Here is a 12,777-nt window from a genome sequence, read left to right on the forward strand (position 1 = left end):
TTGCCTTTAAAGCTAAAATTGTGCGTTTTACTCTAAAACAAGCTTAATAAGTCCATTTGGTCTGGTGCAAACTGGCATGGCTCTCATTTCGCCTACAATTTCAATTCCAGCCCCACGAGGTAAAATCTCAGGCTTAGAAACAAACATTAAACTTGGTGCTTTTCCTAAAGCATCAGTATGATTTGCTCTTGTATAATAAATGCGATTAGAATTATCCTTTGGCACAACCATACCCTCAGTGCCTTTTAAAAATTCAACGCTTTTTCCATTTGTATTTTTATATTTTGCACTATAACGGCGATATTTGGTGCCATATAAAATTAAGGACTTATCTTTCTCATCCCTACTTGCAAGATGATTTTTATAAAGATCTTCGCTTAATGCCAAGTTAGAAATAGCCGCAAAAAGTTCATTTCCACAAAGCACTTCATAATCAGCACTTGTTCCAAATTCATCAATAATTGCTGAATCAATCGCATCACAAACGCTGGCTAAAGTCACACTCCCATCTTTTTTAACACTAACAGCTTTCTTACTTGCACTTCCAAAATCAAAAAGCACATTTCCTTTGCCATCTAAAATCTTGCCAAATAAAGCACCATTTGCCATATATTCAAGCGTAGTGTTAAAGCTTTCTTTCATTTCTTTAACCAAAACCCCAAGAGCTCCACTTAAGCTTTTAGTCTGAGCTTCTTGCAATGCTAAAGACCTTAAAGAATTAATCTCGCTTGCACTGATTCTTTTTGCTAATGCAAAGCGTGGTAAAGGTATATTTAAAATATAAGCGTCTTTAGTATTTTCTAAAGAATGTTCCCCATTATCTGAAATGCTATTTAAAACAATTCCAGCACCTTTTATAATTTCAACCCTTACAGTGCTCTCTAAACTTGGGATTTTATCCTTAAAAAAAGTATCACTTACAAAGCGAGGTGAAGCTTTGGTTTGATTAATAACTTCAGTTATTTTTGTACTTGAAAAAAGTTCCAAAAGTTGCTCTAAATCCATTTTTACTCCTTAGTATTAATAATTAAATTTTGCATAAAAGCCTTTTTAACCGCACTTACATGAACGCCTTTTAAATTGATTTCTCCTGCTAATAAAACCCCATAAACTCCAGAACTAAGAGCGTGATCTTTAAGCATTGCTAATTTAACATTTTCTTTTGCACTAATATCTTCATTTGGACATTTTTTAAAGCTTTCTCCAAAATCTTCGCTGATTAAAAGCGTTCCAAGAGCTAAACTTTCATTAGTTTCAAGATCTATTTTCGCATTAATTGAAAACAAATCTTTATTGATAAAACTTTCAAGGCTTTTTGGCATAGCAATTAAAGGATCATTGCTTAAGCTTTTTGGTGTGACCTTTGATGGCATTTCTTCTCCTTCTTCATTTATAAATTCCTTAGCGGTTTCATTTTCACTCACAGCTTCTTCATTAGCTAGGTTCTCATCTTCTAAAGACAAAGCTTTAGGTAAGTCTCCAGTTTCCAAGTCTTCATTTTCTAGGTTTTGGGTTTCTTTTTTAGCTTTAGCCATTTTTAATCCCCTAACATCATTTTCACAACATCAAACTCATTAGTTTTTGCTGTGTTTTTATTTGCAAAAACATTATTTTTTGGAACTTGCACTTGATCATTCTTGGTATCTAAAAAGCTTTTAAAGCCTTCTAAATCCTTACAAGCATACATTAGCGCCCATTCTTTTTGGGAATTAGCAATTTTTCCGCTATTTAAAGCATTATCAACTAAAGAGCTTGCTAAGTTTTTAACGCTTTCTTCGTTTTGTTTTTTTAAAGCTTCATTTTGTAAAACGAGTGAGCTATTTTCATTTTTTAAAGCTATAATCTGAGATTCTAGCTCTTTGATTTTTTCATCCATTTTCTCTCCTTTGTTTTGATGAATATTATTTTTGTTAGCAATGAGTTCGCCTAGCTCATCAATAAATGGCGTATTAGTTAGTGCGACTGAGTGAAGCTTAGCTCTTACTAGTTCTCCACTTTTATTGTCTTTTGAATTAAATTCAAACACAGGGGATAAATAGCGGTATTGCTTATTTGCTATATATTTTTTAGCCTCTTCGTTAAACTCAGCCTTAGCCATTAAGGCATCATTTTCCAAATAAAGCTCTTTAATCCAACCTGCAGCAGGTGCTTTTTCATTTTTTAAGCTTTGATGCTCATAGTCAATAACCAAATCAATCTTTTTTTGATTAAAATTATCAATCATCGAGTTTAAATCTTTATCATCAACCTTAAACCTGCCATTATTATGCCCTTTCCACTCACCCTTAATTGCCACTTTTATGGGCTTATCATTGCTAACTTCGACTAAATTTTCTTTATTGATAAAAAGCATTTTAAATCCTTAAAAAATCATCTTTTGGTAAAAAGCTACTTTGCAAAGTTCTTGCATAAATGCTTAAATAGCCATGATCGCTTATTCCTTCGTAAACCTTTTTAAGATCTTTAAGCTCTATTCTAAAACCATTGCTAGGTTCTGCATTTAAAAGCACTTTATCAACAGCTTCTATTGCATCAAATAATTTATGCTTAGCATCAATTCTGTGTTTAGGAGCTTTTGATTTTGTATGGGTTAAAATATAAAGTTTCCAAGTTCCCACTTTATTTTCTAAATCTTTATAACTTTCTCCTTCAAAATCAAGCAAAAGCGAAGCATCTAAATTATTAATACAACTTGCTATGTTTTGGGTGTCTTCAAACTCGCCTAAATACATTCTTACTTTAAAATCTTTTAATAGTTCTAAAAGCTCATTTTCAAAACTTTTAAGCATTTTTCATCCTTTAAAAATTAGCGGCAATTTTAAAATGAGTTCTTTTTTTAATCAAGCAAATTATTTTTTCAAAGAGTTTTAGCACAAAATTTTTCTAGTTTTTGGGTCAGCTTTTTAACTAAACTTACGACATTTAAAGGAGTGAAAATGAAAAATAACCCTTATTTTAAAGAAAGCGAATTTAAATGTAAATGCGGCAAATGTGAATTGCCTCAAAATGTACCAAGTGATGAGCTTATAGACATTCTTTGTGAAATCAGAGAACATTACAATGCTCCTATTATTATAAATAGTGGATATCGCTGCAAAGAGCATAATGCAGAGGTTGGTGGAGCCCCTAAAAGCCAACACACTATAGGAAGTGCAGCAGACTTTGTGGTTAAAGGAGTTAAAACAGAAGAAGTTCATCAATATGTTTTAAACACCTATGGCGAAAGGAGCTTGGGAATTGCCATAAAGCATAATTTTAATGATCCTTATGCTGGGTTTGTACATTTAGACACTAGAGGCAAAAAAGCAAGATGGACTTATCCATAAGGAAAAGATTGTGTTTAGTTTTATTTTATCAAGGTTTTTAAGTCCTTCAAAAATAGCTTTTTTTGTTCTAATTGCTCTTTGTGGTTTTTTATATTTAAAAAACAATGCTTTAGCTTTAGAAAATGAAAATCTAAAACTTAAAGCTTTGCATTTTAGCAATGAAATCAATGTTTTTAAAGATAAATTAACCCAGCAAAATAAAGCTATTGATAAATTAAAACTTGATTTAAAGCCCAAAGAGACTTTAAAAGAAGTTTTAAAAGTGGATAAGGTTTTTATTAAAGATAAAAGCTGCCAGAGTGAACTTAAAGCTTATAAAGAATTATTTAATATTTTAGGAGCAAAAAAGTGAATGATAAAATGAGAATTTTCCTATTAATTATACCTTTTGTTTTTTTAAGCGCTTGTGCTTCTAAAGATATTTTGATTAAAACTGAAATCAAAGAAGTTAAAGTTCCTATTAAATGCCCTTTAAAACTTCCTTTAAAGCCTTTAGACAAAAAAGACTTAGAAAGTGCTAAAGAAATCTCTAAGTATTACTTAGAAGTTGAAAATATAGCCAAGCTTTGCACAGGAGAGAAAGATGAAAGAAAATAATAAAATGATAAATCAAAAAAGCATTGCAAAAGATCTTCTTATAGCTCTTTTGTTTTCAACTTTTGCATTAGCTTTATTATATTTATTTGAAATTTTTACAAGGAACTAGCAATGAAATTAGAAGATATATTTGTATATATGGTTTTAATGATAGTAAGCTTTATAGCTGGACTTGTAGGAATTGTAACAAAAAATAAATTAAGCAAAGCTCTTAATTTAAAAGGTAAATTTACACTCTTTTTAAAAGGTATGCTAGGTTCTATGTTTGTGGCATATCTAGTTTTTGAAATTGTAAATTATCTTAATTTTGGCATAAAGCTTAGCGTTGCAGTGGGTGGTTTTGCAGCTTATATGGGGACAGATGCATTGCTTAAAATTGAGCAACTTGTAGAAAAGTTAATTAATAAAAAAATGGAAAAACTATAATGAACGAACTTGGCATCATTTGCGACATTAAAGACAATAAAGCTAAGGTTGCTATTGGAGATATGGTAACGGATTTTTTAAGTGTTTTTCAAAGTCTAGCTAATTCTTATGCAGTGAGCTTTTCTCCTTTAAGAATAGGAGAGCAAGTATTAGTCATACCTGTGCGTGGGGATTTAAATAGTGGAGTTATTTTGCGTGGGCTTTACCAAGAAAAACATAGAGCAAAAAACACAGATGAAAATACTTTTAATATAGATTTTGAAGATGGAACGCATTTAGAATACAACTCTAAGAGTAGCACTTTAAAACTTGATGTGGTTAAAAATATAAATATCACTTGTGTAGATAAAACCACCCATAACCAAAACAACACCTTAAATACTAAAAATCATACTACAAACGCTAATACCATAACGCTTAACGCTCCAAGTATTAATTTAAATGGTAATACTCAAATTGCAGGAGCAATTTCTACAAGTGGCGAAGGTGGGGCAAGTGGTACTTTTAGCATAAAAGGAAATTTAAACTTAATAGGCAATTTACAAGTTAGTGGAAATATAAGCGATAGCAAAGGTGATTTAACAAATCATACCCATTCTTGTACTTGTGGTGCCACAGCTTCGCCAAGATAGGAAAAACTATGAAAGAATTATTTTTGCTTTTATTTTCATTAGTCTTTTTTATGCTCTTTTGCATGGGGGCATTTTATGCTTTTTTAAACCTAAACTTTTTTATCAAAAGCATTTTTATAGGCTTTTTTATAGCTTTTATGTTTTTAGGATTTTCGCAAATGCTAGAAAACATTTTTGAATTTTACAAAGGTTTAAAATGAATTACATGGTAAGCATCGAAGAAAGTATCAAAGACATTTTAATCACTCCTTTAGGCTCAAGAGTAATGAGACCAGAATATGGTTCTTTACTTTATACACTCATAGATAGAAAAATCGATGATGATTTTAAGATAAAGCTTACTAGATACACTGCAGAAGCAATTTCAAAGTGGGAAAAAAGAGTAAAGCTAAAAGGTGTGAGACTTAATGAGTGTAAAGACAATAAATTAAGCATTACCTTGCTTTTTGAAAATTATGGGGATTTAACAATGGAGCTAGGCAAATGAGTGAGCTTTTAAGTGCAAATGATAGCTATTTTAAACAAAGCTTTTTAAAAGACATTCCTTACCCACAAATCATAGAAGAGCTTGATTATGAAAAGCTTTTAAAAGCCTATGAAGAACTTTTTAAAAGCTTTTTAAAAGATAATGTAGAGCTTTTAGAATCTGACCCTTTTAAAGCCATTTTAGAAGCTTTAGCTTATAGAGAAATGATAATTAGAGCAAGAATTAATGAGAGTATAAAAGCAACTTATCTTCATTATGCAAAGGGAAGTGATTTAGATAATGTAGTAGCTAATGGCTATTTGATACAAAGGCTTAAAGGGGTTAAGCCCACAGCTAAAGTAGAGTTTGAATTAAATACTTTACTTACTTATGATGTCATCATCCCAAAAGGTGCAATTTTTTCAAATGAAAAAGCAGACCTTGCCACTTTAAAAGAAGAAGTGGTGATTAAAAAAGGGCAAAGTAAAGCACAAGGTATTTTAGAACTTAATAAATTTATTCAAAGCAAAGAAAGTAAAACCGAGTTTTTACAAACCCCACTGCCTTTTGTAGCTAAGATTAAACAACTTGAATATTTTAGTGGTGGAGCCAGTGAAGAAAGCGATGAGGCTTTAAGAGAAAGAGCTATAATGAGTGTACATCGCTTTTCAACCGCAGGAAGTGAAAAAGGCTATATCTATCACGCTTTAAGCGCAAGTGCAAAAGTCGCTTCCATAAAAGCTTTAAACAATGGAGCAGGAAAAGTAAGAGTTATCATTAAAAGTGAAGATGAATTAAGCGTTGATGTGGTTAAAGAGTATTTAAGTGCGGATGAGCGAAGACCTTTAACTGATGAAGTCAGCGTTGAGTTAGCTAAAAAAAGAGAGTTTATCGTAGATGCCAAACTTTTGCTTTTAGAATTAAGCCGTGCTAATGAAATAAGTGAAAAGATTAATGCTTTGCAAAAGGACTTTGATTTAAGTGTGGATTTAGCACTGGGATTTATTTATAAATGTCTTCATCAAGACGGAGTTTATAAAAGCGAAATTTTAAGCATTAAAGAAAAAATCATAAATGAAGAAGAGCAAGAATTAAAAGACTTGCCCTTAGAAAATATAATAATAGCTGATGATGAGTTTGCAACCCTTAGCTTTTCACTTAGTTATGAAAAGGCGGTGCTATGAATACACTAATACTAAACCACCATCCAAAACAAAGCAAGGCTATTGATTTAAGTGCTAAAACAAGATTTGAAGATTTAAATTTATCTAGTATCACAAATCTAGCTCTAAATTGCGATGAAAGATTATTGCCAATTTTAGCCAATGCTTATGATGTAAGTATTGATGGTTTAAATGAAAAAGAAGCAAGAAAGCTTATATCTAAAGCCTTGCTTTTAGACAGATACAACGGCACAACTTGGGCTATAAAAGAAGCTTTAAGAGCCGTATTTCCTACTGCAGTGGTTAAAGAGTGGTTTAATTATGGTGGAAAGCCTTATTTTTTTAAAGTTAAAGTAAGCACAACTAATGTTAGCTTTGATGAAAGAACGCTTAATACTTTAGAAAGACTAATTTATGATTTTAAAAATGTTAGAAGCGTTTTAGAAGCGATTGAAATAGAGATTGAAAGTAAAAATGATAGTTTTAATGCTAATGCACAAATAAGTGGAGAAACTATAGAAATCTTACCTTTTCAAACCACGCAAATTGAAAACAATCAGAAACCAAGTTTAAATGCAATGGGTGTTTTTATTTGTGAAATAACAAGAACTAATATTGATTTTAAAGGAGTGTATTAATGGCAAAAAGTGAATACTATACCATACTAACTAAAATTGGCATTGCTAAATTTATTGCCGCAAGAGCAAGTGGAAATGGTATCAATTTAAAAAGCTTTAAATTAAGTTCAAAAGTTATTTTGCCCAGCGAAGAAATGCAAAGCTTAGAAGAGATTGTTTATGAAGCTAATATTAGTAGCAAAAGCGTGGATGAAAGCAATCCAAACTATGTGAATTTAATGTGTCATGTGCCAAGCGATGTGGGCGGGTTTGAAGTTAATGCAGTAGGCATTTATGATGAAGCAGGAGATTTGCTTGCAGTAGGAAATGTCCCACGCACTTATAAACCTATCTTAAAAGAAGGCAGCGCTAAAGAGCTTATGATAAAAATTGTCATGGAGCTTTCTAATGCAGAGGAAGTTATTTTAAAACTAGATCCTAGTGTAATCATGGCAAGTCGTGATTATGTGGATGCTATTAAAGTGGAACTCAATCTTAAAATTGATGCTTTAACGCAAAAATATGATGCAGAGTTTAAAAAAGTATGGGATGAGCTTTCTAAATATCTTTTAGAAAATAAATTTAATACAGAAATTGCCAAATATGTTACTTTAGCTACTAATCAAACCATTGCAGGAGCTAAAAACTTTACCAAACTACCTACAAGCTCTATAAAAGCTACAAATGACAATCAATTTGTAAATTTAGCTACCTTAAAAGAACAAGCTCCTAGCTTAATAGGAGGATTGGGAGTAAATCAAGCTTGGCAAAATGTTTCAAGAGCCTTTGATGTAACTTATACAAATAATACAGGAAAACCCATAGCAGCCAAATTTCAAGTTAATGCTAGTGCAAGTGGGGGTGTCAGTTTTTCTTGTAGTGAGCAATTTGTAGTTTCTATGTTTCAAACTTCATTATCCAATGGTGGAGTAAGTCGAACTTATTTTGGTTTTGGAATCATTCCACCAAATGGGCAATACAGATTAAATACACCAGAACACAGCGGATTTTACCCAAGCAAAAGCATTGTATCTTTTATGGAGCTTAGATAAGCATCAAGCAAATAAGGAGAAAAAATGAAATATTTTATAGACAAAAACGATAATAATCAAATTTATGCTTATGAGGATGAAGTGAGCGATGAGCAAATTAAAACAGGCTTAACACCTATTAACGAAGAAGAATTTAACTCTTTAATAAATCCTCCTAAAAGCGAAGAAGAGCTTTTAAACGAGGCAAAAGAGTTAAAAATCAACGAGATTAATGCAAAAAAAGAAAATATTCTAAATGGTGGATTTTCTTTTAAAGGTAAAATCTATCAAAGTTCTAATGAAGATCAGTTAAGAATTAATGGAGCAGTAACCAATGCTCTTGTTAATCCTAATTTAATTCCTTATATTGATTGGATTGCGCTTGATAATTCAACTACAAGATTTAGCGTAGATGAGTTTAAACTCTTTGCAAGTAGCATGGCTTATTTTGTGCAAGAAACTATTTTTAAAGCAAGTGCTTTAAAAGAAAAAGCTAGAAATGCACAAAGCAAAGAAGAACTTGATTTAATTGTTTGGGAGAGTGAAAAATGACTAAAACAGAATTAAAAAGGGTTTGTGTAAAGCCATACGATAAGGACAGGTTTGAAGTGATTAGTGATTATGCTTTTTCTTTGCCAAATTATAAAGGCATTGTACCACAAGGCTTTAAAACTGATGGTGCAAGTATCCCACGCCTTTTTTGGTCTTTGTTTCCACCTTTTAAAAGTGAGTATTTTAGCGCTTGTGTGGTGCATGATTTTTTATGCGAAAAAGCAAATTCAAGAACTGATTATAGGACAGCTGATTTAGCATTAAAAGAAGCTATGACTTTGCTTGGATGTTCTAAGTTTAAAATCTTTGTATTTTATCATTCTTGCAATCTTTATCATGCAATAAAGTGTGTGTTTAAATCAATAAAAAAGGAGTTAAAATGAAAGATTATGGAATTTCTTTTATTCCAGATATTAATCAAGGCTCAAAAGAGCCAAGTGAACCTATAGTTAGTGATAAGCTTAATGCTCAAAAAGTTAATGAGCTTATAGATAAAAAACTAAAACTTTTTAAAGAAGAGCTTGTTAATAAAGAGGAGCTTAAAAGTCTCATTGAGGAAATTTTACAAGATCAAAATTTCCAAAATACAAACATAAAAATATCAAAAACTCCACCTAACTACAATACACAAGCTAAAGTGGGAGAAATTTGGGCGGTTGTAGAAAGTAAAAAGCAATTATTTATTTGCACTGCTAATGATAATGATTTTACAAGCTGGGTTGATTTACTAGGAGATGGTAACAATGATATTGCCCCTAAAGAAAAAATCATTATCACATTTGATAACACTACAACAGGTGGACAATATGGGGGTTGTATGAGTGATTTAAGACTTGGTTTTGAAAATGGTTTTGCTACTCCAAATAAAGTTCAAGATGAATATGAAAACGCAAAATTTACTATGACTAAAGATGGCAATGGGCTTAATAGGAGTGATTTTACTATAGATTCTAATCCTACTCCTACAGATAATCAAATTGTAGGAACGATTAAAACAAGTGGGATTTATCAAGAAACCTATCACAAAATCGCCCATGTGTTTAAAAAATATAATGGTGGCGCTGATGAGTGTTGCTTATGGTCTAGTTCAGGAAGTAGAGAGGTAAGCATAGAACTTGAAAATACACCAATGCCTAATAAGCTTTTTGCTAGAGGTAATGGATATTATGGTCAAACAGAAATTACCAATATAAGAGTAAAAAAATCCATTTTTATAGGTGAGCAAGAAATTCAAAGTGAAGATTTTAATGTTGAAAAGTTAGAAGCTAGTTCTGATACTTATGGAGATTATGCCTTTTTATTTGAAATTTCTAAACAAGATCAAATTGTTATGAAAAAAGAGCTTAATTTAAATCCTAAAAAAACAAAAAAATACAAAAAAATGTAAAGAAATAAGGAGTGAATAATGGCAGCAAATTATGGAGTTAATTTTAATATCAGTAATAGTGCAGCAAGTCCTATTAAAGTGCAAAGTGATACGCCTATTGGTATTGCTGGGGCTATAAAAGGTGCAAGTAAAGAAATGATTTACACAAAGGCTGGTTATGAAAGCGCGGATAGCTTTCCAATCTTTGCCTTTTCAAATGTAAGCAAAGCAAAAGAATTTGTAAACGATTTAATCAAAGAAAATAACTTACAAGATTTTAGACTTTTAGATACTTTAGAATGTATCAATTTACAAAATGTAAGCAATGTTATAATCGTCAGCTTTTTTGAAGAAAGCGAGGAAAGTGAAAACACTTTAACCAATATTGTTAATGCCATAGAAGCCTTTAAAAAAGCCAAACATAAAACAGGCTTTAGTCCTGATTTAATCATTACTCCTTATTACTCACATGAAGCAGGAGTAAAGGCTAAGCTTGAAAGTGTGGCAAGTTCTATGAATATCACAGCTATTGTGGATCTTTACGCTACAAATGTTGGCGAAGCTATTAATACAATGGAGGCTTTTAGCTCTAAAAGATTAATTGCCACTTGGCCACAGGTTCAAATCTTAAACACACAAGGAAAATACGCTTATGTTCCACAATCTCCTATCATCGCAGGTTTAATAGCCCATACAGATGGGGATAAAGAATATGGTTTCAGTGATTCTTACTCAAATAGAGTGATGAATGGGGTTACTGGCACAGAGCATTTTATAGAGTTTATCAATGGCTTTGATTGTGATGCAGAAAGATTAAGAAATGCTCACATCTCAACTTGTATTTTAAGTGAAGGTTATCGCTCTTGGGGTGGGGAGACTAGCCATGAAGATACGATTTGGCAAGATTTAGCTCGTGTAAGAACTTTTGATCGTATAGCCCTAGCAGGACAAAAAGCAGCTTTTAAGGCTATTGATAAAAAAGCAAGTGAATTATATTTTATAAAAATCAGCATTGAAGAATTGCTAAGAGATTTAAAAGGAGCTAAGGTTTTAATTGGCTATGAGGTAAGCTGGGATGAAGAAAGAAACACAGATGCCAATGTGAGTGCTGGTAAGTTTTATCTAAATATAAAAATGATGAATAATCCAATCGTTAAACAAATCACTTTAGAGTTCATCTACTCTGATAAATGGGCGAGTGATTTGATTAAAACTATTAGTGCGGATAGTTAATAAATTTTTACAAGGAGAAAATAAAAATGAAAAGAATAATTGGCGAAGTTATACAGGAAGGTAATATTTATATAAATGGTCAAGGTTATCTTGGAGTGGTTAGAAATTTAAAATTGCCTGATATAGAACAAGAGATGATTGAAACCAAAGGAGTTTTAGGAGCAAATTATAGTAGCGGGGTTTTAAAGCCTTTAGAAATTAGCTTTAAATTAGCCGTTGTTGATCCAGTGCTTTATGCGGCTTTCTTTCATACTACTTTTAGCGAGATTAAAGCTCCTTTGCTTTTTAGAGAAAGTGTTCACAAAGGTGGAAAAAACTATGGTATTAGTGCTGAGTTTTTAGGAGAGTTTATAAGCATAAGTGAAAGTGATCATGAAAGTGGAAAAGAGGTGGAAGCTGAAATTAAAATGGCAGTTCATTTTTACATGCAACGCCGCAATAACATTCCAATCATTACCTACGATCATAAAAACACTATTTTAATGATAAATGGGGTGGATATGATGAGTGATGTAAGAAGCAATTTAACCCTTTAAACACTGATTAATCGGAGTTTAATTAACAATACTGGGATTTTAGGATTAAAGTTTGGCTTCTTGGGCATTGCGTAGCAATGGGTGGGGAAGCCTTTAGTTGCTTCTTAGGCGGAATTACTTCCGCCATAAAGAAGGATAAAAAGGAAAGAAAAATGAAAGAAAAAATAATCAAACTTGAAAATGGCGAAGAATTAAAAATGAGAGAGCCAAATGTGCGTGTGCTAAAAAACGCCACTAATAAAGGTGAAAAAGAAATGGAGCAAACTATTTGTATGATAGCTGCACTTACCAATAAGCAAGAAAGTGAAATTGAAGATTTGAATCTTAAAGATTTTAAAGCTTTACAGGACGCTCTTAAAGATTTTTTGGTAGAAGCAGGAGTTATAGCTTAGAGGCTATAGCTCTTATAAGTCATACTTTGCATTGGGGATTAAATGAAGTTTTAGATTTAAGCTTAGATGAGTTTGAAGAAGCTTTGGAAATTTCAAAAGAATTTTTAAAGGCTAAGAGTTTTTGATTGTTTTATTTTTCAAAAAATAAATTTTTAAAATAGCAAAAAGAATAAAATCTAAACTTATTACAATTAGCCAAGTGGGTAAAATAAGCAATAAAGCAATGGGTGGCATAATCATCACTAAAATAGCAGTTATGATAATGCTTGCAAAATAAGAAAAAATAAAAATAGCCATTGTATTAAAAAAACCATCACTTGCACTTTGATAGCTTATGTAAAAAGCAGGTATGAGCGTTGTTAATAATAAGGCAATATGTGAAATTATATCATCGTTAATAAATTTTAAAACTTTCATAGTAAAGATTTTAAAATACAATC

At 31.5% G+C, this 12,777-nt stretch carries 21 protein-coding genes; 16 read left to right on the forward strand and 5 right to left on the reverse strand.

Going from position 1 to position 12,777, the window contains the following annotated elements:
• Window positions 1-27 precede the first annotated feature (27 nt).
• Genes OT390_RS00495 through OT390_RS00510 form a run of 4 tightly spaced genes read right to left on the reverse strand, consistent with a single transcriptional unit; the run spans window position 28 to window position 2,789 of the window.
• Window positions 28-1,005, reverse strand: a complete 978-nt coding sequence (locus OT390_RS00495; RefSeq protein ID WP_002865469.1) for a major capsid protein — start codon at window positions 1,003-1,005, stop codon at window positions 28-30.
• A 2-nt stretch (window positions 1,006-1,007) separates the two neighbouring features.
• On the reverse strand, window positions 1,008-1,535 hold the full coding sequence (locus tag OT390_RS00500) for a hypothetical protein (protein ID WP_002784505.1): 528 nt from the start codon (window positions 1,533-1,535) through the stop codon (window positions 1,008-1,010).
• Between the two features lie 2 nt (window positions 1,536-1,537).
• On the reverse strand, window positions 1,538-2,353 hold the full coding sequence (locus OT390_RS00505) for a phage protease (RefSeq protein WP_002865468.1): 816 nt from the start codon (window positions 2,351-2,353) through the stop codon (window positions 1,538-1,540).
• A 1-nt stretch (window position 2,354) separates the two neighbouring features.
• On the reverse strand, window positions 2,355-2,789 hold the full coding sequence (locus OT390_RS00510) for a hypothetical protein (RefSeq protein ID WP_002784501.1): 435 nt from the start codon (window positions 2,787-2,789) through the stop codon (window positions 2,355-2,357).
• Window positions 2,790-2,936: 147 nt separating this feature from the next.
• Between OT390_RS00510 and OT390_RS00515 the strand changes: the two genes are divergently transcribed.
• The 16 genes from OT390_RS00515 (at window position 2,937) to OT390_RS00590 (ending at window position 12,337) form a co-directional block, all read left to right on the forward strand.
• Window positions 2,937-3,326: a D-Ala-D-Ala carboxypeptidase family metallohydrolase gene (locus OT390_RS00515; protein ID WP_002878913.1), complete on the forward strand. Its 390-nt coding sequence runs from the start codon at window positions 2,937-2,939 to the stop codon at window positions 3,324-3,326.
• A gap of 10 nt (window positions 3,327-3,336) precedes the next feature.
• Complete coding sequence (locus OT390_RS00520; RefSeq protein WP_002865466.1) at window positions 3,337-3,678, forward strand: hypothetical protein; 342 nt, start codon at window positions 3,337-3,339, stop codon at window positions 3,676-3,678.
• Complete coding sequence (locus OT390_RS00525; RefSeq protein ID WP_002784496.1) at window positions 3,675-3,923, forward strand: hypothetical protein; 249 nt, start codon at window positions 3,675-3,677, stop codon at window positions 3,921-3,923. The genes OT390_RS00520 and OT390_RS00525 overlap by 4 nt, the downstream gene beginning before the upstream one ends.
• A 111-nt stretch (window positions 3,924-4,034) precedes the next feature.
• Window positions 4,035-4,349: a phage holin family protein gene (locus OT390_RS00530; RefSeq protein WP_002784492.1), complete on the forward strand. Its 315-nt coding sequence runs from the start codon at window positions 4,035-4,037 to the stop codon at window positions 4,347-4,349.
• Complete coding sequence (locus OT390_RS00535; RefSeq protein WP_002827116.1) at window positions 4,349-4,981, forward strand: phage baseplate assembly protein V; 633 nt, start codon at window positions 4,349-4,351, stop codon at window positions 4,979-4,981. The genes OT390_RS00530 and OT390_RS00535 overlap by 1 nt, the downstream gene beginning before the upstream one ends.
• Window positions 4,982-4,989: 8 nt before the next feature.
• Entirely contained in the window at window positions 4,990-5,181 is a 192-nt protein-coding gene (locus OT390_RS00540) for a hypothetical protein (RefSeq protein ID WP_002795238.1), read from the forward strand.
• A complete protein-coding gene (locus OT390_RS00545) occupies window positions 5,178-5,468 on the forward strand; it encodes a GPW/gp25 family protein (protein ID WP_002795239.1) in 291 nt (96 codons plus the stop codon). The genes OT390_RS00540 and OT390_RS00545 overlap by 4 nt, the downstream gene beginning before the upstream one ends.
• Complete coding sequence (locus tag OT390_RS00550; RefSeq protein ID WP_002878912.1) at window positions 5,465-6,631, forward strand: baseplate J/gp47 family protein; 1,167 nt, start codon at window positions 5,465-5,467, stop codon at window positions 6,629-6,631. Before OT390_RS00545 ends, OT390_RS00550 begins: the two co-directional genes overlap by 4 nt.
• Entirely contained in the window at window positions 6,628-7,248 is a 621-nt protein-coding gene (locus tag OT390_RS00555) for a phage tail protein I (protein ID WP_002878911.1), read from the forward strand. The genes OT390_RS00550 and OT390_RS00555 overlap by 4 nt, the downstream gene beginning before the upstream one ends.
• Window positions 7,248-8,279 carry a phage tail protein gene (locus OT390_RS00560; RefSeq protein ID WP_002896214.1) on the forward strand — a complete coding sequence of 344 codons (1,032 nt, stop codon included), beginning with the start codon at window positions 7,248-7,250 and terminating at the stop codon, window positions 8,277-8,279. The genes OT390_RS00555 and OT390_RS00560 overlap by 1 nt, the downstream gene beginning before the upstream one ends.
• 24 nt (window positions 8,280-8,303) lie before the next feature.
• Entirely contained in the window at window positions 8,304-8,810 is a 507-nt protein-coding gene (locus tag OT390_RS00565; RefSeq protein ID WP_002878909.1) for a DUF4376 domain-containing protein, read from the forward strand.
• Window positions 8,807-9,193, forward strand: coding sequence for a DUF1353 domain-containing protein (locus OT390_RS00570; RefSeq protein WP_002878908.1), 387 nt, complete (start codon window positions 8,807-8,809; stop codon window positions 9,191-9,193). Before OT390_RS00565 ends, OT390_RS00570 begins: the two co-directional genes overlap by 4 nt.
• Window positions 9,190-10,197, forward strand: a complete 1,008-nt coding sequence (locus OT390_RS00575) for a hypothetical protein (RefSeq protein WP_406611493.1) — start codon at window positions 9,190-9,192, stop codon at window positions 10,195-10,197. The genes OT390_RS00570 and OT390_RS00575 overlap by 4 nt, the downstream gene beginning before the upstream one ends.
• A gap of 18 nt (window positions 10,198-10,215) precedes the next feature.
• Window positions 10,216-11,409, forward strand: coding sequence for a phage tail sheath family protein (locus tag OT390_RS00580; protein WP_406611494.1), 1,194 nt, complete (start codon window positions 10,216-10,218; stop codon window positions 11,407-11,409).
• 26 nt (window positions 11,410-11,435) lie between these two features.
• Window positions 11,436-11,945 (forward strand): phage major tail tube protein, encoded by a 510-nt coding sequence (locus OT390_RS00585; RefSeq protein ID WP_052774619.1) that lies wholly within the window; start codon window positions 11,436-11,438, stop codon window positions 11,943-11,945.
• 152 nt (window positions 11,946-12,097) lie between these two features.
• The gene (locus tag OT390_RS00590; protein WP_002873740.1) at window positions 12,098-12,337 is read left to right on the forward strand and encodes a phage tail assembly protein; all 240 of its coding nucleotides are present in this window, start codon (window positions 12,098-12,100) and stop codon (window positions 12,335-12,337) included.
• A gap of 111 nt (window positions 12,338-12,448) precedes the next feature.
• Here OT390_RS00590 and OT390_RS00595 read toward each other — a convergent pair whose 3' ends face one another.
• Window positions 12,449-12,754, reverse strand: coding sequence for a hypothetical protein (locus OT390_RS00595; RefSeq protein WP_002865378.1), 306 nt, complete (start codon window positions 12,752-12,754; stop codon window positions 12,449-12,451).
• Window positions 12,755-12,777 lie beyond the last annotated feature (23 nt).

It is taken from the genome of Campylobacter sp. CFSAN122748 (assembly GCF_045277125.1).
Classification (GTDB): Bacteria; Campylobacterota; Campylobacteria; order Campylobacterales; family Campylobacteraceae; genus Campylobacter_D; species Campylobacter_D jejuni.

Bases quoted from the DNA above. Each gene is read 5' to 3' on its own strand.
- OT390_RS00495 (WP_002865469.1), bottom strand. From the start codon at position 1,005: ATGGATTTAGAGCAACTTTTGGAACTTTTTTCAAGTACAAAAATAACT.
- OT390_RS00500 (WP_002784505.1), bottom strand. From the start codon at position 1,535: ATGGCTAAAGCTAAAAAAGAAACCCAAAACCTAGAAAATGAAGACTTG.
- OT390_RS00505 (WP_002865468.1), bottom strand. From the start codon at position 2,353: ATGCTTTTTATCAATAAAGAAAATTTAGTCGAAGTTAGCAATGATAAG.
- OT390_RS00510 (WP_002784501.1), bottom strand. From the start codon at position 2,789: ATGCTTAAAAGTTTTGAAAATGAGCTTTTAGAACTATTAAAAGATTTT.
- OT390_RS00515 (WP_002878913.1), top strand. From the start codon at position 2,937: ATGAAAAATAACCCTTATTTTAAAGAAAGCGAATTTAAATGTAAATGC.
- OT390_RS00530 (WP_002784492.1), top strand. From the start codon at position 4,035: ATGAAATTAGAAGATATATTTGTATATATGGTTTTAATGATAGTAAGC.
- OT390_RS00535 (WP_002827116.1), top strand. From the start codon at position 4,349: ATGAACGAACTTGGCATCATTTGCGACATTAAAGACAATAAAGCTAAG.
- OT390_RS00540 (WP_002795238.1), top strand. From the start codon at position 4,990: ATGAAAGAATTATTTTTGCTTTTATTTTCATTAGTCTTTTTTATGCTC.
- OT390_RS00545 (WP_002795239.1), top strand. From the start codon at position 5,178: ATGAATTACATGGTAAGCATCGAAGAAAGTATCAAAGACATTTTAATC.
- OT390_RS00550 (WP_002878912.1), top strand. From the start codon at position 5,465: ATGAGTGAGCTTTTAAGTGCAAATGATAGCTATTTTAAACAAAGCTTT.
- OT390_RS00555 (WP_002878911.1), top strand. From the start codon at position 6,628: ATGAATACACTAATACTAAACCACCATCCAAAACAAAGCAAGGCTATT.
- OT390_RS00560 (WP_002896214.1), top strand. From the start codon at position 7,248: ATGGCAAAAAGTGAATACTATACCATACTAACTAAAATTGGCATTGCT.
- OT390_RS00565 (WP_002878909.1), top strand. From the start codon at position 8,304: ATGAAATATTTTATAGACAAAAACGATAATAATCAAATTTATGCTTAT.
- OT390_RS00570 (WP_002878908.1), top strand. From the start codon at position 8,807: ATGACTAAAACAGAATTAAAAAGGGTTTGTGTAAAGCCATACGATAAG.
- OT390_RS00575 (WP_406611493.1), top strand. From the start codon at position 9,190: ATGAAAGATTATGGAATTTCTTTTATTCCAGATATTAATCAAGGCTCA.
- OT390_RS00580 (WP_406611494.1), top strand. From the start codon at position 10,216: ATGGCAGCAAATTATGGAGTTAATTTTAATATCAGTAATAGTGCAGCA.
- OT390_RS00585 (WP_052774619.1), top strand. From the start codon at position 11,436: ATGAAAAGAATAATTGGCGAAGTTATACAGGAAGGTAATATTTATATA.
- OT390_RS00590 (WP_002873740.1), top strand. From the start codon at position 12,098: ATGAAAGAAAAAATAATCAAACTTGAAAATGGCGAAGAATTAAAAATG.
- OT390_RS00595 (WP_002865378.1), bottom strand. From the start codon at position 12,754: ATGAAAGTTTTAAAATTTATTAACGATGATATAATTTCACATATTGCC.